Source organism: Staphylococcus sp. EG-SA-2 (assembly GCF_017152085.1).
Window position 1 is genome coordinate 1 of sequence record NZ_JACYHC010000543.1, and the last position, 18856, is coordinate 18856.

Below are 18856 nucleotides of genomic sequence, written 5' to 3' on the forward strand. Positions count from 1 at the left end.
GCAGCAACTGGTAACGTTAATAAAGTTGCTATCATTGTTATAACAATATCTAATCCTGACTTATCTAAAAAGATTGTTAACGCAATGGCAGTTAACACTGGATTAAATCCGGCTAACCCATCATTAACCTCTGCCTCACTATAATTTATAAAACGCGCAAAAGTATAGGCGATGATGCTACCTACAATAGCCGCTAATCCAATTGTCCAATCGGCTACAAATAATCCTATTAAGATAAATAATCCTGTCCATTTATTACTAATTAACACAACCTGAGATATATTTTTCAAAAGCACATCTATTATCTTCAAATCTTTCACCTTTCCTTTGAATCATTACTCATTAATATACTACTATTCTATGAAAAGTTATATTAAAAACTATTTTGGTTTTTACATAAATATATTCCGCTATTTGTTTTCGATTAGATTGTTTGCTTCAATAGCGGATATGCTAAAAATATAATTTTCTAATTACACATTGAACTTTGTATATTACTTGTTTATCACAACAATTAGGATTAATATAAATTTTGTAAATTGTATCTAATATGAAATTGGGGGTTTTAATTTGCATTTTACACAACGAGAGCAAGACAAATTAATGATTGTAGTGGCGGCGGAAGTTGCACGTCGTCGTAAAGCACGTGGTTTGAAACTAAATCATCCTGAGGCATTAGCTTTAATCAGCGATGAATTATTAGAAGGTGCACGCGATGGTAAGACCGTTGCAGAGTTAATGAGTTATGGTAGACAAATTCTAAACAAAGAAGATGTCATGGATGGTGTCGAACACATGATTACAGATATCGAAATCGAGGCTACGTTCCCCGATGGTACTAAGTTAATCACAGTACATCACCCTATTGTTTAAAGGAGGCAGTCAAATGATACCAGGAGAAATTATTACAAAAAGTACAGAGGTTGAAATTAATAACCATCATCCTGAAACAGTTATCGAAGTTGAAAATACAGGAGATCGACCAATTCAAGTGGGCTCACATTTTCATTTTTATGAAGCAAATGCAGCATTAGATTTCGAACGTGAAATGGCATATGGAAAACATTTAGATATTCCAGCTGGAGCAGCTGTTCGATTTGAACCTGGGGATAAAAAAGAAGTTCAATTAGTTGAATATGCTGGCAAACGTAAAATTTTTGGTTTTCGTGGTATGGTCAATGGTCCTATCGATGAGTCACGTGTCTATCGCCCAACTGATGAAAATGATGCATATGCAGGTGTATTCGGAGATAACGGTGCTGAAAACGTGAATAAAAAAGGAGGAAAAAGATCATGAGCTTTAAAATGACGCAAAATCAATATACGAGCTTATACGGTCCAACTGTTGGAGATTCTATTCGTTTAGGTGATACGAATCTATTTGCTCAAATAGAAAAAGACTATGCGGTTTATGGTGAAGAAGCTACTTTTGGTGGTGGTAAATCTATTAGAGACGGTATGGCGCAAAATCCTCGTGTAACACGTGATGACGTGAACGTTGCAGACCTTGTCATTTCTAATGCCGTTATTATCGATTACGATAAAGTGGTTAAAGCTGATATAGGCATTAAAAATGGTTATATTTTCGCCATAGGTAATGCCGGCAACCCAGATATAATGGATAATGTCGACATTATTATAGGTTCAACAACAGATATCATTGCCGCTGAAGGTAAAATCGTCACTGCTGGTGGTATTGATACTCATGTTCATTTTATTAATCCTGAACAAGCAGAGGTCGCATTAGAAAGTGGTATTACGACTCATATTGGTGGTGGTACTGGTGCTTCAGAAGGTTCTAAAGCAACAACTGTAACTCCAGGTCCATGGCATATTCATAGAATGTTAGAAGCTGCCGAAGGTTTACCGATTAATGTCGGTTTTACAGGTAAAGGACAAGCAACAAATCCAACTGCACTCATTGAACAAATCAATGCCGGAGCAATTGGATTAAAAGTACATGAAGACTGGGGTGCAACACCATCTGCTTTGAGTCATGCATTAGATGTTGCTGATGAATTTGATGTTCAAATTGCATTACATGCAGATACTTTAAATGAAGCAGGATTTATGGAAGACACAATGGCTGCTGTTAAAGACCGTGTACTTCATATGTACCATACTGAAGGTGCTGGTGGCGGTCATGCGCCTGATTTAATTAAATCAGCTGCATTTTCAAATATTTTACCTTCATCTACAAATCCAACTTTGCCTTATACACATAATACTGTAGATGAACATTTAGATATGGTAATGATTACTCACCATTTAAATGCGGCTATTCCTGAAGATATCGCATTCGCAGATTCACGTATTCGTAAAGAAACGATTGCAGCAGAAGATGTTCTGCAAGATATGGGTGTATTCAGTATGATTAGTTCCGATTCACAAGCAATGGGCCGTGTAGGTGAAGTAATTACACGAACATGGCAAGTAGCACATCGCATGAAAGAACAACGTGGTCCTTTAGATGGTGATTTTGAACATAATGATAATAATCGCATCAAACGTTATATCGCTAAATATACAATTAACCCAGCAATTACACATGGTATTTCTGAATATGTAGGATCTATCGAGCCGGGCAAACTAGCTGACATTGTCTTATGGGACCCAATTTTCTTTGGGGTTAAACCTGAATTAGTTGTAAAGGGCGGATTAATTAACTCTGCCGTAAATGGCGATGCAAATGGTTCTATACCTACATCTGAACCGATGAAGTACCGTAAAATGTATGGTCAATACGGCGGAAACCTTACAAGTACGTCAATGACATTCGTGTCTAAAACTGCTTATGAAAATGGTATCAATCGTGCATTAAATTTAAAACGCATGGTGCGTCCAGTTAAAAATATTAGACAATTATCTAAAGCAGATATGAAAAATAACAGTGCAACACCTAAATTAGACGTTGATCCACAAACATATGAAGTATATGTAGATGGAGAAAAAATTACAAGTAATGCAGCAACTGAGTTACCATTAACTCAAAGATACTTCTTATTCTAGGAGGAACATAGAATGATTGTTGAAGAAATCCAAGGCAATATTGCCAATTTGTCAAATTCAGAAAAACAAAAGCACGTCGAAAAAGTATACCTTGAAAATTCAGATCTTGTTAAACGTATTCAAAGAGTCGTTACAGACCATGGCACTGAAATAGGCATTCGTTTAAAACAACCTATTGACTTACAATATGGAGATATTTTATACGCAGATGACCATAATATGATTATTGTGGATGTTAATTCAGAAGATCTTTTAGTGATTCAACCAAGAACATTGCAAGAAATGGGAGATATAGCCCATCAATTAGGAAATCGTCATTTGCCAGCACAATTTACAGAGACTGAAATGCTAGTACAATATGATTATTTAGTTGAAGATTTATTAAAAAGTTTAGGCATCCCATATGTTCGAGAAGACCGTAAAGTTAATAAGGCTTTCAGACATATAGGGCATTCTCATGATTGATCATACACACTTAAGATTATTTCAGTTCTGTGATTCACAGTTTCCAACAGGTGCTTTCAGTCATTCATTTGGTCTTGAAACATATATTCAACGAAATATAATTCATGACGATCATACTTTTATTGCTTGGTTAAAAATGTTTTTACAAGAGCAACTTACCTATTCTGATGGTTTAGCCATGCGTTTAGTTTATGATGCATTGGAAAATGATGATACACAAAAAGTATTACACATAGATAAACTGATGTTTGTTCAAAACTTACCTAAAGAAACACGTGTTGGTGCAAAACAAATGGGGACTCGCATGGTTAAATTGGCTTTAGAACTTTATAATAGCCCATGGATTGCTTGGTATCATCAACAAATGCAAGATAAGAAAGCAAAGTTAAATCCAGCTATTTGTTTTACTATGCTAGGCCATCATTTAGGTGTAGATATTGAAACGATTATTGATTACTATTTATATCAAAATGTTTCAAGTTTAACTCAAAATGCTGTTCGTGCTATTCCACTTGGACAAACTGCTGGTCAAAAGATAGTTACTCACATGATTCCTTATATAGAAGAAACAAGAAAGCAGATTTTCGAATTAAAAGAAGCAGATTTTGGCATGACAGCGCCTGGTTTAGAACTAAATCAAATGGCGCATGAGAACGTCAATGTTAGAATTTTCATATCATAGGAGGTTATAATTGTGGCAAATCCGATTAAAATTGGTATTGGTGGTCCTGTAGGTGCAGGTAAAACACAATTAATTGAAAAAGTTGTAAAACGTCTTTCAAAAGAAATGAGTATCGGCGTTATTACAAATGATATATATACAAAAGAAGACGAAAAGATATTAGTAAATTCAGGAGTTCTACCTGAAAGTCGTATCATTGGTGTTGAAACTGGTGGATGTCCTCATACTGCGATTCGTGAAGATGCATCTATGAACTTTGCAGCAATAGACGAATTATTAGAACGTCATGACGATATAGAACTAATTTTCATAGAATCTGGTGGCGATAACTTAGCAGCAACATTTAGCCCAGAACTTGTTGACTTTTCAATATATATTATCGATGTTGCTCAAGGTGAAAAGATTCCACGTAAAGGTGGTCAAGGTATGATTAAGTCAGATTTCTTTGTAATTAACAAAACTGATTTAGCTCCCTATGTAGGTGCATCATTAGAACAAATGGCTGAAGATACTAAAGTATTTCGTGGTAAACGTCCATTTACTTTTACTAACTTAAAAACCGACGAAGGTTTGGATGAAGTTATCGATTGGATTGAACGCGACACTTTACTCAAAGGATTATCATAATGGATGAACAACAATGGACTGGGCAACTTGATTTAACAGTGTTTTTCGATGGCAATCGATCAGTATCAAGAGATATTTTCTTTGAAAAAGCACTTAAAGTGATACGTCCAGTTTATCTAAATCAATCTACCATTCCTACATTTTATATAGTAAATGTAGGTGGTGGCTATTTAGATGGAGATCGTTACCGTATGAATGTGAATGTCGAAGATAACGCTAAAGTGACATTGACATCTCAAGGTGCAACAAAAATATACAAGACACCTTCCAATCATGTTGAGCAGTATCAAACTTTTAATTTAAAAGATAACGCATATTTAGAATATGTCGCTGATCCAATCATCGCATATGAAAATGCTAAATTTTATCAACACAATACGTTCAATCTCAATAATTCTAGTTCATTATTTTATACTGATATTTTAACTCCTGGTTATTCAAAAACTGGCGAAGCCTTCAAGTATCAATATATGCATTTAATAAATGAAATTTATATTGAAGATGAGTTAGTCACATATGATAATTTATTATTGAATCCTAATAAACAATCGATCAATGAAATAGGTTATATGGAACATTACTCTCATTATGGCTCTGCTTACTTCATACATGAAGATGTTAACCAAAAACTAATCGATTCAGTTTATGAAACCATTAGTTCTTATAGCAATACATTCGATTGTCGTGTTGCTATTTCTCAATTGCCTACACATGGCTTTGCAGTTAGAATTTTTGCTTATCGCACACAAATTATAGAGAAAATACTTGGAACCATCCAAAGCTATATCGCAGAAAATATTTATGATCGTAAACTTGATTTTCTAAGAAAATATTAAAATAAAAAGACTAGTGTACCTTGTTTCAAGCTTAATAAGCTGAAATAAGGTATGGCTAGTCTTTAACTTTAATTAAAGCATCTTCAATATTTAAATTTTAAGTTAATTTTATGTCCCAATGCTGAATAAATAACTTCGTTTTAATAAATTGTTATCGTTCAATGTTATTAAACGCAATTAACCTTGATTTAATTTTTAATGTATTCTTCTAATTCTGAAATCAGTTTTTGAATATTTGCTTTTTGTGTATCTGTAACATAAACAATAACTGTTCTTTCGTCTTGTAAACTTCTTTTCTTTGATAACAATTTTAAATCTTTTAGCTTTTGTAAAGCTTTAGTTAAATAGTAAGGTTTGAACTCTGAGCACTTAGCAATCTCTTTAGATGAGATTTCGTTAGACTCACTTCTTAAAATATGATTTAAAATATAAATTTCTTCATAGTTCAAATTGAACTTCTTTTTTGTATCTCTGAAAAACTTCTTAACTTGAAATGTTGCGTTGACTAAATCATTAATGTCATTAATTTTACTCATTATTAAACCACTCCTCTGATGCACATCTTGTTGTAGCAAGGTTCACATGTAATTTATTAAATCGAAACTCTATCCAACTATGTTATAAAGTTCATTCTAAACAAATAAGTATAAAAATTCAATATTTTTATTACTAGAATATGGTTAAATACATTTATTTCTTATAATAATTTGATGTTTAAGATATTTTGCCAAATTGAAAATTATTAGTCTGAATATTTTGTATCTTAACTGATATGTAAACTTTTAAAATTTTAATCTATATCAACGTGTTTGATTTGATATTTTTTATATTAATTGGATGGCTTGCTCACAAAATTTATAAAATATAAAAAAAGAAGAGCTTTAAATCATAACGCATGCCATTTATCTTTAAATGCAATGAGTTATCATTCAAACTCTTCTTATCAACCTACATACATTGACATTATACTATCATATGTTGTTTTACATATTCAACAAACATTTCAACGTTATCACTTTTAATATCATGCATTGGGACATTACCAATATTAAATTTGAACATTATAGTTTGACCATCATAATCTATCTTCTCTATTTCATTATAACTAATACTTCTATAATAAAATTGGCCATTCATATCTACATTCATAATTAATCTTTCATTTGTTGCTATAAATGCCCCTTCAAATTCATTCTCACCTTGAACTTTATACTCAATTATTCCTAGCACTGACGGACCCTTTTTTTCAGTTGGAAATAAATCATTTGGATTCACATTATCTAAAATCATAATATCCCTCCCACTTAAAACTATAAACTATTCTTCATAGGTATGTGAAATACAAGTGATTAACTATTTATTATTAAGCTTAACTTGTATTCCCTTTTCAAGATAATTATAACATGCTTGAATAAGCATAGTGACTTTAGAAAACTTTTCTCGCTTGATTGTTACAATAACACGTCTTTCATCTAATTCACATCTCTCTTTTTTAACTAATCCCTTCAAAATTAAACACTTTAAAATCGGGCTAACCGCAAATATCGGGTGATGGAATTCACCCTGTAATTCTTTAACCGTCAATTGACCTTTATGCAGATTTAATATTCCTAAAACGTATAACTCTTCTAATGTTAATTGACACATATTTAAATAACACTTTAGATTTCGAAATAATTCTTGTGACGACAATAAATACGATACATAGTCACAACTAAAATCAAATGTATATTGACCAAAATAACGTTCAATATAGTCACTAAGCTCATTATTCATATATTCTATTTTATCTATATGCATTTTATTAATCGAAATAGTCAATTTACGTTGATCCCTTTGATCTCTTCCTTTCAATAGCCATTGATGATTGTTTAAATAACTTAACATTTGAAGAAGTGCCATCTTAGATTGGATTTCTTTCATTTTTAATAACCTATCTATTGAAGCGCTATTGGAATCAGAATTATCATATTTAACTAATAGATTTAATAGTTTCACTTGAGTCAAAGTGAGATGAAATGAATATTTCAACATATCATTAATGACTTTCAACATTAGTATGTGTGCAGTTAAACGCTTAACTTTAAATTTAGACATCTTTAAAACCTCTCTTAAACCATGCCTATATCTCAAGATGATATTTCAAATGAACAATACTATTGCTTGAGACCATTAATGAATGATCATAAATATTTCTTTCTATAAAATTAGCTTTCCAATAACTGTGTTGTTGCATAATATCATTCACAAGTACACCATTTTCGGAAGTATGATTATCTTTATCTATACTTAAAACAATTTGTTTAGTTTTAGCATGGCTAAATTGTTGAAGACCCTTACACGATAAACGTATAGCGTCTGAATTCTCATTTAACAATGCGGCTGGCAAACAAATGACACATTGTACTTCATGTTTGAACTTCGTTACAATCATCGTGTCATTTTGATAAATAACAATCCCTCGTAATTGATTAAGTATATTTATGATAAAAATGAATATTGATAATCTAGTCAAATTTATTTCTTTGCTAGCTTCACTTATAATTGACATGTGCATAATAAGTCCTCGAAATTTTGTATAATTTGTCAAAAGTTCAGTAACCTTATTAAAATCAGACATTGTGATTTTTTCTTTTAAGTCATTATTCTCATTAATCAAATCTACATCACATATAATTTTAGAACATGCAATAGACACCTGTTCTATTTGTCTTAGCGGTAAGATAAAATAGTCTATTAGATGATCAATTTCTTTATCATAGTGCGTATTCAACTCTTTTGGTTCCAGATGATATATTAATTCAAATACTCCTATATAATTATCTATTAAGCGTTTCAGTTTTTGAATTGCAGTAGTATTTAAGTCGTTAATTAAAAATGCAATCTTACATCTATTACTCTCAAATGTCATATTAAAAATTGTGGCTACTAGCTTTTCTATCTTGCCTCTTTCAGTACTCGTTAACAATTCCTTATATTCATGTTTAATACGAAATACTACATTTACATTGTAATTCACTATCTTTTGAAGTAATAAAGTGATTTGTTCAATCGATAGCTCATTGCTTGTGTCGATTGTAACAATTATATGCAAGTTTTCAGGATTAACACCTAATCTTTGAATGATTTGTTTAATAGTATAATAATCCATCCAATAAAAATTACTTCCTTTAATATAAATGTTTTTAGGTTGATACATTTGACTCCTTTTTGTAGGCTCAAAAGGTATATCAATCTCGCGCATACTTGAAGAACTTTGATTAGTATCATCAAATAATTCAATTATATTTTTATCAATTTCAACTAATTGGGAATGGTTAATTGAATGAGATGTTGGACTATATCTTTTTCTAATTAATTTAGGAGTGTTACCATACGTTTCTTTAAAGAGGTGTATAAAACGAGAATAATGATTAAAACCATGACTACTTGCGATTTCTTCAATAGGCTTCTTAGAAGTTAAAATATCAATTAAGCAATGCTCCAGTCTAATATGATTTAAATATTGAATAAAATTACTATAAGGTGTCGCTTTAAACATGTCACTTAAAGCTTTGTTTGTAATACTAACTTGATTAATGACATCTTTCCTATTTATCTTTTTATGGTGGTTGTTTGTTAAATAATCGTGCACTTCTTCGGCTACTAAATGACGACTACCATCGTATGTATTTAATGACATTAATTCAACACACATGTAATTAATAATCTTATCATTAGCATTATAAGACTGTTGTTTAATTTTGCTGTAGATTAAATACTTAATCAAGATTCTAAAAGTGCTAGCAACCTCATTTGTTAATATCTTGCCACGCATCATATAGTTTGCATTCATAAACTTCAAAAATGTCTTTGCACTTACTTCAACAACACAACATACACTATCATCATGACCATCAATTTGATACAAATCATTCAACATAATAACGGTGACATCATTTCTTTTTACATCATATTGTTGTAGATTGATTGAAACTACACCTGTACCTTGTAGCCAATATATAATTTTTAAGTTCGCTTCCTTCACACTACTCATTTTCATACTTTTATAAATATGTAGTGAATAATTATCTGTCATCTTACATCCTCACATATACAAATATATTGATTTACTCCTGTTTGTCTTTCTCAAATCAATTGTCAACATCTAATATTCACTACCAATTATATCGCCACATGTTTTTTAGCAGTAACAAAACATAAGTCGATTATATCAAATAATACTTTTATTAAAACATTTTTTTATGCTAAATTAGGATATTTTATCCATTAAATATACATTTTCATCCAAATACCAAAGCTTTCATAATCATAGAAACTTGATCGTTCGTGTCGAATTTTTATGCATTTTCTGATTAAAAGTCCTATATTATGCACAAAATATACATTTAGAATTTTCAGTAATATTACAAATTTGTAACAGACTTATTTTCGAAACATTCAGTTTTCACAAAGAATGCCGTAGTTATAAGTTTTGCAAAATGCAAATTTCTATACTTTTAAAATTCTATTGTGTCAAGATATTAGCAAAAAATTACAAAACGTTAACAAAGCACACAAGGACGCTAATTTCTGTTATAGTCTTTCTTGTCGTTTAATTACGAGAGATAACTTATAACATTAATTTTGTCACACGGACATTACGAAAATATTTTAGATTTAAAATTTTTAGGAGGATATTTTTAAAATGAAGAAAATCGCTACAGCTACTATCGCAACTGCAGGATTCGCTACAATCGCAATTGCATCAGGAAATCAAGCTCATGCTTCTGAGCAAGATAACTACGGTTATAATCCAAACGACCCAACATCATATAGCTATACTTACACTATTGATGCACAAGGTAACTACCATTACACATGGAAAGGTAACTGGCATCCAAGTCAATTAAACCAAGATAATGGCTACTACAGCTATTACTACTACAATGGCTACAATAACTACAACAATTACAACAATGGTTATAGCTACAATAATTACAGCCGTTACAACAACTACTCAAATAATAATCAATCATATAACTACAATAACTATAATAGTTACAACACAAACAGCTACCGTACTGGTGGTTTAGGTGCAAGCTACAGCACTTCAAGCAACAATGTTCAAGTAACTACAACTATGGCTCCATCATCAAATGGCCGTTCAATCTCAAGTGGTTATACTTCAGGACGTAACTTATACACTTCTGGTCAATGTACATACTACGTATTTGATCGTGTAGGTGGTAAAATCGGTTCAACTTGGGGCAATGCAAGTAACTGGGCTAACGCAGCTGCAAGAGCTGGTTACACAGTGAACAATACACCAAAAGCTGGTGCAATTATGCAAACAACTCAAGGTGCATACGGTCACGTTGCATACGTTGAAAGTGTTAACAGCAATGGTTCAGTAAGAGTTTCAGAAATGAACTATGGTTATGGCCCAGGTGTTGTAACTTCACGTACAATCTCAGCTAGCCAAGCTGCTGGTTATAACTTCATTCACTAATTAGTGATGGCTATGTTTTACGCCAACAAGGTTTCAAGAGCCTTGTTGGCTTTTTTAATTTCTATGAAAAAAATCGAATTGGTAAAAATCTCAAAATTTCGATTTTCACCAATCCGATTCACTCTGTAATAAAGAATAAACAACATACAGCCATTGACACACCCAAATTTAGGCATGTCAAATCGGCTATACATTGATAAATTTTTAGTTAAAGTACTTACAAATATACTTGCCTTCAAATTCTCAATTAATTTAGTCATTACAAATCATGACATAAAACTTACATTACATATATCAACATGTTCCGCTACAAAACATATTCAGTATATGTATAGAGGATATTTATTCTAAGTTAAAACCTTTTCAAATTATAACCGCTACAATTATAAATGATTAAAGTGTTTCAACATATTATATATATTCCACGCTCACATTAAGTTAAACGTGAATTCGATGACTTTTTAATACCTATCCCTGTAAAACCATAGATAATTGCTATAATTGCGCATAAATAACATGGTACTGTCCACATGAAAAATTCTCCAACAGAGACATGAAGTTGATTCGTATAGTAAATACCTGATGTTCCCCATGGTATTAAAGGTAAGACCATCGTACTTGAGTCTTCAAGTGTTCTTGATAAAACGGAACGAGAGACTTGGTATTTTTCGAACAAATCTTTCATTAACACACCGACCATAATAATTACAATCGAAGCAACACCTGCAGCGAATACAAGCGCAATACAACAAATAACAGTAATACATATTAAACTTCCTACAGAATGGATGCCTTTAGAAATAGTAGTTAATAAGACTTCTAAACATCCTGCTTTTTCTACAATACCTGCAAATGCATATCCGCAAAATATCGTTACTAATATTTGGGTCATACTCATCATACCACCCTGTTCTAACAAGCTTTTCACACTGGATGAAATATGAGACTGATGTATCATTGAGTCGTTAAAACCACTAAATGTTGCTTTGAAACCATCTGTCATTTTGAAATGATGATTAAAAGTCCCCACTATAATGGCAGAAAAGCTTGATATTACCATAGCTGGCACTGTAGCCATTTTAAATAGCAAACAAACAATGATCACAATTAAGGGAACCCAGACCCATATGTTAATTTGATAAATCTGTGCAAGCTCTGATAACAAAGTTTGAATCTGTTTATCATTTGAATGCCCTTTAAATTGAAATCCAGCAATAAACCATACTAATAAACCTATGATTGATGCAGGTATCGTCGTCCACATCATCGAATGTATATGTTTAAATATATTAACTTTAGTAACAAGTGCCGCTAAATTAGTTGTATCTGATAATGGTGACATTTTATCGCCAAACACAGCCCCTGCTATAATAGCACCCGCTGCCATCCCTGGAGGAATCCCCAATTGATTACCAATAGAAATAAGTGCAATCCCTGCAGTTGATACAGAGCCCCATGCTGTACCAGTTGCTACAGATGTAACAGCACTTATAAAAAAGGCTGATATTAAAAAATAGCTTGGATTCAATAAATCTAAGCCATAATAAATCAAGGCTGGCACTGTGCCAGAAAACATCCAACTGCCTACTATAATTCCTACCGCTAGTATAATTAAAATTGCAGGCATTGCAGTATTTAAACGTTCTGCAATGCCTTTTTCTAAATCTTGCCATGTTAAGCCTACACGTTTTGCAATCCATGTGGCATATGCTGAGGCAATAATTAATAATACTTGAATTGGAATATCAAAAAACACAAAGCCTGTTACAACAACAATAACCATTACAATCATTGTCGAAATTGATTCTAAAAAGGTTGGTTTTCTTTTCATCATCTATCGTCCCCTTCGCTTATTGATGAGAAACCTCTTTTCTTCAATTTATTGCTTTTGCATAATGCTATATCCTTTTCTATCTTCAAGCCATCATTTATTTTAAATATTTTTCTAAATCAAGCTTATCTAAACCAATTTCTTCAACTGTTAAGCCTTCCTCAAAGAAGTCTCTCTCTAAAATGGTTGATGCAATTACAATTACTGCATCTATATTTGGTGTCGGTACATCAATAACACGACCTAAGCTTGACCATAGTACTAAACCATATGCAATATCTTCAGTTAAATATCTGCTTTCTACATGATTTGGTCCTGGAATTTGTGAAAATACTGGGCTTGTATTAAACAAACGATTTAATGGTTCATCTTCTTTATCACGTTCTAAATAACCACGTTCAATACGTGATTCTTTAGCTGTTGATAATTCAAAACCTAATCTACGGCCTAAATTTAAACGTTCTAATTCGATTGCATGAAGTAATCTAACTGTATGTTTAGTAATTCCTTCTTTATATAAAGCGAACTCGCCAGCATAATCAATGCGACCGACATTCAATAATGTTGGTCCTGGATGCACTTCAGGATTACCATTTTCAAGATTTGTTTTAATTAAGCTTTCCTCTTTTACTAAATGATCATAAATACTTGAAACTTTGTCATAACAATCATTTAGACAGCTTCTATCATATGTTGAAAAGAAGATACGACGTACATTTAGAGATAAATCAACTGCTGCATTTTCAAAATCGACACGCGTACCATACGTCAACGTATTAGCTTCCGCTAGTTGTGGTTTTGTTTCAATATGTCTATCTTCTAAAACATTCATAAAACGAATTGACCCCATTGCTGCAGCCATGTTGAAGAATATCAACTGATTATCAGTTACATGCTCTGCCATTACATCAGCATAATACTCTATGTATGAAGATGGAATAATCACTTGAACAATTTCAGCATCTTTTAAAACATATTCCATATCATCACTAATATCAGTGAATTTTACGAAACGTTCATCACCTTCATTATTAAAATCAAATCCGCCCTTTTCGATTGCGTTTTGAAACTTACTTATAGATTGATTACGACAATATAATTTAACATCGTGGCCTTTGCTCACCATATCTACTGCTGCCGTAACTGCGCCATTTCCTGATCCTACAATTGCTATTTTCATAAACAACCCTCTTTCTATCTTTGGTTAAAATTAAAAACAAATTATACGTAAGACAATATAAAAATGATGCGAATTCATTACGCATCATTATAAATGTTAAGTATATATAACCTTAAATTAACCTATTTAAACGCCGACGTCCACCAATTATTTTTATTTTTAATAATTGTTTAATAAACATGTTTATTTTTGATTATATTTTGTTATAGTTAAAGATAATATTACAATTTTCAAAGGAGTGTCTAATATGACAACTGAAATGAACGACGTAACAAATCATCAACCGAATCGCAAATCCAATGATGAGAACATTATGGCGATGCTTATCTATTTATTAAGTTTATTCACATCTATTATTGGTCCACTGATAATATGGTTATTGAAAAAAGATGAATCGAAACTAGTTGATCGTGCTGGAAAAAATTATCTTAACTATACGATTTCTTATATTATTTGGTCTATCGTTTTAGTCGTTATCACTTTAATAGGCGTTTTCCTAATTGCTACCGATATTAGTTTCATTATCATTATAGGTTTCATCATTACATTTATCGGTATTTTATCCATATTCGCTTTCTCAATATTATCTTTTGTATTCACAATTATTGCGTGTGTCAAATATTATAATGGTCAAGAATATGTAATACCTTTAACAATTCGATTTATTTAAACATATTACAAATAAATATTTCCTATTAATTATCTGTTAATCTCATTGTAACTTTGACTAATTTTTATTACAAAATTAGTCAAAGTTTTTTTATTCTTTTACAAATCAATAACATTCCCCACAAGAAGCATTAATTTTGTTAAAGTAACTATTGTCATCAATTCGAGATGTGAGAATAAAACAGTCGCTACGTTTTATTTATAAAAAAAGATATAGAACTTTGGAGGACTTTATTCATGAAAAAATTAGTAACAGCAACTACGTTAACAGCAGGAATCGGTACAGCATTAGTAGGTCAAGCACATCATGCAGATGCTGCTGAAAATTATACAAATTACAACAACTATAACTACAACACGACTCAAACTACAACGACTACAACAACTACGACAACTACATCATCAATTTCACATTCTGGTAACTTATACACTGCAGGACAATGTACTTGGTATGTATATGATAAAGTAGGCGGAGAAATCGGTTCTACTTGGGGAAATGCTAATAATTGGGCTGCTGCTGCACAAGGTGCTGGATTCACAGTAAATCATACACCTTCTAAAGGCGCTATCCTACAATCTTCTGAAGGACCATTTGGTCACGTTGCATATGTAGAAAGTGTAAACAGTGATGGTTCAGTTACAATTTCAGAAATGAATTATAGTGGCGGACCTTTCTCAGTAAGTTCTAGAACTATTTCTGCAAGTGAAGCAGGTAACTACAACTACATCCATATTTAATATAAACACGATGATACATATTGTCTTGAAACTTAATTCTAGTACATATGTCATCAAAAAACTTTGAGCTTTCCTTTATAGGAGAAGCTCTTTTTTTGCTATTTTTCGTTGCCACCTACTTATTTATATTTCCCCCATATTTATAATATTAATTTTTTCTAATACTATTAACTTTAAAACTATGTTATCTAATTTAATTGATCCAGTTTTTCCACATTACAAAATTCATAGTTCTACAGTGCCTAAGTTATATCACCTCCATCAAAAGTACGCGCTTACATCATTGATACACAAGACATCATGACATAGTTGTATACTGTCTAATCTTCTACTATACTAAGATAAAAGGAGTGATCTTTTATGGAAAAAGTTTATGTTGCTGGTGCAATACCAGAAGTAGGGTTAAAACTTTTACAAGAACATTTTGAAGTTGAAATGTATGAAGGTAAAGGATTAGTCGATAAAGACACTTTAATTAAAGGTGTTAAAAACGCGACTGCCTTAATTAGTTTATTATCTACAAACGTTGATAAAGATGTTATCGATGCTGGTAAAGACTTAAAAATCATTGCCAACTATGGCGCTGGTTTTAATAATATTGATATCGAGTATGCCCGAGAAAAAAGTATAGATGTTACAAACACACCTAAAGCATCAACAAACGCGACTGCTGATTTAACAATTGGATTAGTACTTGCAGTAGCTCGTCGTATTGTTGAAGGGGACCAATTATCACGTACAACTGGATTTGACGGATGGGCACCTTTATTTTTCAGAGGTAGAGAAGTATCTGGGAAAACAATCGGCATTATCGGTTTAGGTGAAATTGGTAGTGCAGTAGCTCGTCGTGCAAGAGCATTTGACATGGATGTGCTATACACTGGACCTAATCGCAAAGAAGAAAAAGAACGAGAAATCGGTGCAAAATATGTAGATTTAGATACACTATTAAAGAATGCAGATTTTATCACTATCAACGCTGCTTATAATCCTAAAATGCATCATTTAATTGATACAGAACAATTTAAAATGATGAAATCTACGGTGTATTTAATCAATGCCTCTCGTGGTCCAATCGTGCACGAACAAGCACTAGTGCAAGCATTGAAAGATAATGAAATTGAAGGTGCTGCACTTGATGTATATGAATTTGAACCAGATATTACCGATGACTTAAAATCACTTAATAATGTAGTATTAACACCGCATATTGGTAATGCTACATTTGAAGCACGTGACATGATGTCTAAAATTGTTGCTAATGCTGCAATTAGTGCCGTTCAAGGTGAGAAACCACAATTTGTCGTTAACTAATAATTGAATTTATTATAATAACATTATAAAAACAAGAACCCCCATATGTTGAGCTCTCGTTTCAACATACGGGGGTTTTCATATTGTTGTATTATTTCTCTTTCGATTTATATAAGAATTTAGTTTGTCCAGCTGCTAATGCATTTGGCATCATTTTCATAATACGGTTTCTAACTGCAACAAATAAACGACTACGATATTGGGCAATTTTACCGATTTTTCTAGAACGCTTAATTACTTTTGCAGTATGTTTGACACGTATTTTATCATAACGCTGTAATGCTTTTTCAAAGTCGTATGCGTTAAAACAATTTACTAATACGATAGCATCTTCCATTGCTTGTCCAGCACCTTGCCCCATATTAGGCGTTGTCGCATGTGCTGCATCTCCTAGTAAAATAGTACGACCATAAACAAAAGATTTGAGTGGTTTCAAATCATAAATATTATGCAATAAGATACCTGTTTCACTTTGTTTGTCCAAGATCTCTCTAACTTCATTTGGATAGTGATTAAAGTATGCTTGCAAATGAGGTTTACCAAACGAACTATATTTATGATTGTTTTCCTTCGAGTTAATTGTAATGAACCAATATGCTTGATTATTTAATAACGGAACAATACCTACTCTTCCTTTTCTTCCCCAGTATTCTTTTGCACAATCCGGATGCTTTAAATCAATATCATCAATTAAACCTCTAAAGCATGTATACCCTTGATATAATACTTTACTGTCAGCATTTACAGATTGTCTCACTTTAGAATGAATTCCATCAGCACCAATACATAAATCAAATGCTTCACTTTCTTGTTCCGCGAAATGTATGGTAACTTTATCTGTCTCATTATCTATATGCGTGACTTCATGATTTGTAAATATTGCGTCATCTTTTACATAAGATTTAATAATGTCAATTAATGTTTGGCGTGGTAACGTCACATTCAATGTATTACTTTTTAATTTAACAGTAGTTAACAGGCGATCTTTGTCATCTAACACTGTCATTGTAGATAAGATTTGCCCAGCATTTTTAATACCTTTAGCTAAGTCATGATTACCTAGTTTTTTAAGCACATTATCTCCGATACCAATCCCAGCGCCAATTTCTTTAACTGACTCATTTTTTTCAAAGACTTTAATAGTATGACCTTGTTCTTGTAATAATGCAGCAGCTGTTAATCCACCGATGCCTGCACCTATAATTGCTATCTTCATATTGTCACCTCTATATTTTTCATTCTTTTCTATTTTATCACATGCACTATTGTTTAAAAATGACTCTTGGAACTAACGTTTCATTTTTAAGGACTTAAGTGTATTATCTGCACCATTGTATATTACATGCACATTTAGACAGCAATATTCATTTACATCATGTACATTTGTAACAATGATGTGGGAGCTTGGGACATAAATCAATGTCCTAGGGTCTATAATATTATATTGGCAGTATTTGACTGAATGAAAATGCGCTTACAACAAGCTTTTTTCAACTCTAGTCAGGGGCCCCAACACAGAGAATTTCGAAAAGAAATTCTACAGGCAATGCGAGTTGGGGTGGGGGTCCCAACACAGAAGCTGACGAAAAGTCAGCTTACAATAATGTGCAAGTTGGCGGGGCCCCAACATAGAGAAATTGGATTCCCAATTTCTACAGACAATGCAAGTTGGGGTGGGACAACGATAAAGAAATACTTTTTCTATAGAAATTAGTATTTCTTATGCATGAGTTTTACTCATGTATTCCTATTTTTAAGTACACATTAGCTGTGGCTAATGTGTAAGAACCACTACATAATAAATCATTAGTGGCTCTTTATCATTTCTGTCCCACTCCCGCGTTTTTTGTTAGGTTAAAATCCATTTAACTAACACACTCAGAATGTGCTAAAGGAGCTCGAAACAATAAATTGTTCCAGCTCCTTTAAGCACCGATGTCTTATTTATAATATGTTTGTCTAATATCATCTTTCTTTATACCAAACTGCTTATAGGATTTATCCATTAATTTGG

Annotated in this window: 20 protein-coding genes; 11 read left to right on the plus strand and 9 right to left on the minus strand. The window is 32.2% G+C overall.

From position 1 onward, the window contains the following. On the minus strand, positions 1–311 hold a 311-nt coding region (locus tag IDG60_RS09080; RefSeq protein WP_206160633.1), incomplete at its 3' end, for an urea transporter. A 259-nt stretch (positions 312–570) separates the two neighbouring features. On the opposite strand from IDG60_RS09080, the gene IDG60_RS09085 reads away from it, so the two are divergent. From IDG60_RS09085 to IDG60_RS09115, 7 genes are read left to right on the plus strand one after another with little or no spacing between them, the layout of a single operon-like run. Continuing rightward, positions 571–873 carry an urease subunit gamma gene (locus tag IDG60_RS09085; RefSeq protein WP_000545928.1) on the plus strand — a complete coding sequence of 101 codons (303 nt, stop codon included), beginning with the start codon at positions 571–573 and terminating at the stop codon, positions 871–873. A gap of 13 nt (positions 874–886) precedes the next feature. Then, complete coding sequence (locus IDG60_RS09090; protein ID WP_000612126.1) at positions 887–1297, plus strand: urease subunit beta; 411 nt, start codon at positions 887–889, stop codon at positions 1295–1297. Continuing rightward, entirely contained in the window at positions 1294–3009 is a 1716-nt protein-coding gene (gene ureC, locus IDG60_RS09095) for an urease subunit alpha (protein ID WP_000008673.1), read from the plus strand. Before IDG60_RS09090 ends, ureC begins: the two co-directional genes overlap by 4 nt. 12 nt (positions 3010–3021) lie before the next feature. Continuing rightward, on the plus strand, positions 3022–3474 hold the full coding sequence (ureE, locus tag IDG60_RS09100; protein ID WP_000634589.1) for an urease accessory protein UreE: 453 nt from the start codon (positions 3022–3024) through the stop codon (positions 3472–3474). Next, positions 3467–4156, plus strand: coding sequence for an urease accessory protein UreF (locus IDG60_RS09105; RefSeq protein ID WP_000565254.1), 690 nt, complete (start codon positions 3467–3469; stop codon positions 4154–4156). The genes ureE and IDG60_RS09105 overlap by 8 nt, the downstream gene beginning before the upstream one ends. A 12-nt stretch (positions 4157–4168) precedes the next feature. Further along, positions 4169–4783 carry an urease accessory protein UreG gene (gene ureG / locus IDG60_RS09110; protein WP_000002973.1) on the plus strand — a complete coding sequence of 205 codons (615 nt, stop codon included), beginning with the start codon at positions 4169–4171 and terminating at the stop codon, positions 4781–4783. After that, positions 4783–5619, plus strand: a complete 837-nt coding sequence (locus IDG60_RS09115) for an urease accessory protein UreD (RefSeq protein ID WP_000344352.1) — start codon at positions 4783–4785, stop codon at positions 5617–5619. The genes ureG and IDG60_RS09115 overlap by 1 nt, the downstream gene beginning before the upstream one ends. A 188-nt stretch (positions 5620–5807) precedes the next feature. Here IDG60_RS09115 and sarR read toward each other — a convergent pair whose 3' ends face one another. The 4 genes from sarR to IDG60_RS09135 form a co-directional block, all read right to left on the minus strand. Further along, positions 5808–6155, minus strand: a complete 348-nt coding sequence (gene sarR / locus IDG60_RS09120; RefSeq protein WP_000036076.1) for an HTH-type transcriptional regulator SarR — start codon at positions 6153–6155, stop codon at positions 5808–5810. 427 nt (positions 6156–6582) lie between these two features. Then, the gene (locus tag IDG60_RS09125; protein WP_000599584.1) at positions 6583–6909 is read right to left on the minus strand and encodes a PH domain-containing protein; all 327 of its coding nucleotides are present in this window, start codon (positions 6907–6909) and stop codon (positions 6583–6585) included. 63 nt (positions 6910–6972) lie between these two features. Beyond that, positions 6973–7716, minus strand: coding sequence for a SarA family transcriptional regulator (locus tag IDG60_RS09130; RefSeq protein ID WP_000032848.1), 744 nt, complete (start codon positions 7714–7716; stop codon positions 6973–6975). 25 nt (positions 7717–7741) lie between these two features. Further along, positions 7742–9697 (minus strand): helix-turn-helix transcriptional regulator, encoded by a 1956-nt coding sequence (locus IDG60_RS09135; RefSeq protein ID WP_206160634.1) that lies wholly within the window; start codon positions 9695–9697, stop codon positions 7742–7744. A gap of 609 nt (positions 9698–10306) precedes the next feature. On the opposite strand from IDG60_RS09135, the gene IDG60_RS09140 reads away from it, so the two are divergent. Then, complete coding sequence (locus IDG60_RS09140; protein ID WP_000717381.1) at positions 10307–11110, plus strand: CHAP domain-containing protein; 804 nt, start codon at positions 10307–10309, stop codon at positions 11108–11110. 17 nt (positions 11111–11127) lie between these two features. On the opposite strand, the gene IDG60_RS09145 is transcribed toward IDG60_RS09140, so the two are convergent. The 3 genes from IDG60_RS09145 to IDG60_RS09155 all read right to left on the minus strand — a co-directional run bounded on the left by IDG60_RS09145 (position 11128) and on the right by IDG60_RS09155 (position 14121). After that, positions 11128–11370 carry a hypothetical protein gene (locus IDG60_RS09145; RefSeq protein ID WP_001789136.1) on the minus strand — a complete coding sequence of 81 codons (243 nt, stop codon included), beginning with the start codon at positions 11368–11370 and terminating at the stop codon, positions 11128–11130. 173 nt (positions 11371–11543) lie between these two features. After that, positions 11544–12944, minus strand: coding sequence for a Na+/H+ antiporter NhaC (nhaC, locus tag IDG60_RS09150; protein WP_000977741.1), 1401 nt, complete (start codon positions 12942–12944; stop codon positions 11544–11546). Between the two features lie 94 nt (positions 12945–13038). Further along, a complete protein-coding gene (locus tag IDG60_RS09155) occupies positions 13039–14121 on the minus strand; it encodes an NAD/NADP-dependent octopine/nopaline dehydrogenase family protein (RefSeq protein ID WP_000684567.1) in 1083 nt (360 codons plus the stop codon). Positions 14122–14368: 247 nt separating this feature from the next. Between IDG60_RS09155 and IDG60_RS09160 the strand changes: the two genes are divergently transcribed. From IDG60_RS09160 to IDG60_RS09170, 3 genes are all read left to right on the plus strand, one after another. Further along, positions 14369–14791: a DUF4870 domain-containing protein gene (locus IDG60_RS09160; protein ID WP_000206114.1), complete on the plus strand. Its 423-nt coding sequence runs from the start codon at positions 14369–14371 to the stop codon at positions 14789–14791. A gap of 236 nt (positions 14792–15027) precedes the next feature. Next, complete coding sequence (locus IDG60_RS09165) at positions 15028–15528, plus strand: CHAP domain-containing protein (protein WP_000737705.1); 501 nt, start codon at positions 15028–15030, stop codon at positions 15526–15528. Between the two features lie 360 nt (positions 15529–15888). Next, positions 15889–16842, plus strand: a complete 954-nt coding sequence (locus IDG60_RS09170) for a 2-hydroxyacid dehydrogenase family protein (RefSeq protein WP_000417018.1) — start codon at positions 15889–15891, stop codon at positions 16840–16842. Positions 16843–16933: 91 nt separating this feature from the next. On the opposite strand, the gene IDG60_RS09175 is transcribed toward IDG60_RS09170, so the two are convergent. Then, a complete protein-coding gene (locus IDG60_RS09175; protein WP_000684141.1) occupies positions 16934–18058 on the minus strand; it encodes an FAD-dependent monooxygenase in 1125 nt (374 codons plus the stop codon). Between the last annotated feature and the right edge of the window lie 798 nt (positions 18059–18856).

Bases quoted from the DNA above. Each gene is read 5' to 3' on its own strand.
- IDG60_RS09090 (WP_000612126.1), top strand. From the start codon at position 887: ATGATACCAGGAGAAATTATTACAAAAAGTACAGAGGTTGAAATTAAT.
- ureC (WP_000008673.1), top strand. From the start codon at position 1,294: ATGAGCTTTAAAATGACGCAAAATCAATATACGAGCTTATACGGTCCA.
- ureE (WP_000634589.1), top strand. From the start codon at position 3,022: ATGATTGTTGAAGAAATCCAAGGCAATATTGCCAATTTGTCAAATTCA.
- IDG60_RS09105 (WP_000565254.1), top strand. From the start codon at position 3,467: ATGATTGATCATACACACTTAAGATTATTTCAGTTCTGTGATTCACAG.
- IDG60_RS09115 (WP_000344352.1), top strand. From the start codon at position 4,783: ATGGATGAACAACAATGGACTGGGCAACTTGATTTAACAGTGTTTTTC.
- sarR (WP_000036076.1), bottom strand. From the start codon at position 6,155: ATGAGTAAAATTAATGACATTAATGATTTAGTCAACGCAACATTTCAA.
- IDG60_RS09125 (WP_000599584.1), bottom strand. From the start codon at position 6,909: ATGATTTTAGATAATGTGAATCCAAATGATTTATTTCCAACTGAAAAA.
- IDG60_RS09130 (WP_000032848.1), bottom strand. From the start codon at position 7,716: ATGTCTAAATTTAAAGTTAAGCGTTTAACTGCACACATACTAATGTTG.
- IDG60_RS09135 (WP_206160634.1), bottom strand. From the start codon at position 9,697: ATGACAGATAATTATTCACTACATATTTATAAAAGTATGAAAATGAGT.
- IDG60_RS09140 (WP_000717381.1), top strand. From the start codon at position 10,307: ATGAAGAAAATCGCTACAGCTACTATCGCAACTGCAGGATTCGCTACA.
- IDG60_RS09145 (WP_001789136.1), bottom strand. From the start codon at position 11,370: ATGACTAAATTAATTGAGAATTTGAAGGCAAGTATATTTGTAAGTACT.
- nhaC (WP_000977741.1), bottom strand. From the start codon at position 12,944: ATGATGAAAAGAAAACCAACCTTTTTAGAATCAATTTCGACAATGATT.
- IDG60_RS09155 (WP_000684567.1), bottom strand. From the start codon at position 14,121: ATGAAAATAGCAATTGTAGGATCAGGAAATGGCGCAGTTACGGCAGCA.
- IDG60_RS09160 (WP_000206114.1), top strand. From the start codon at position 14,369: ATGACAACTGAAATGAACGACGTAACAAATCATCAACCGAATCGCAAA.
- IDG60_RS09165 (WP_000737705.1), top strand. From the start codon at position 15,028: ATGAAAAAATTAGTAACAGCAACTACGTTAACAGCAGGAATCGGTACA.
- IDG60_RS09170 (WP_000417018.1), top strand. From the start codon at position 15,889: ATGGAAAAAGTTTATGTTGCTGGTGCAATACCAGAAGTAGGGTTAAAA.
- IDG60_RS09175 (WP_000684141.1), bottom strand. From the start codon at position 18,058: ATGAAGATAGCAATTATAGGTGCAGGCATCGGTGGATTAACAGCTGCT.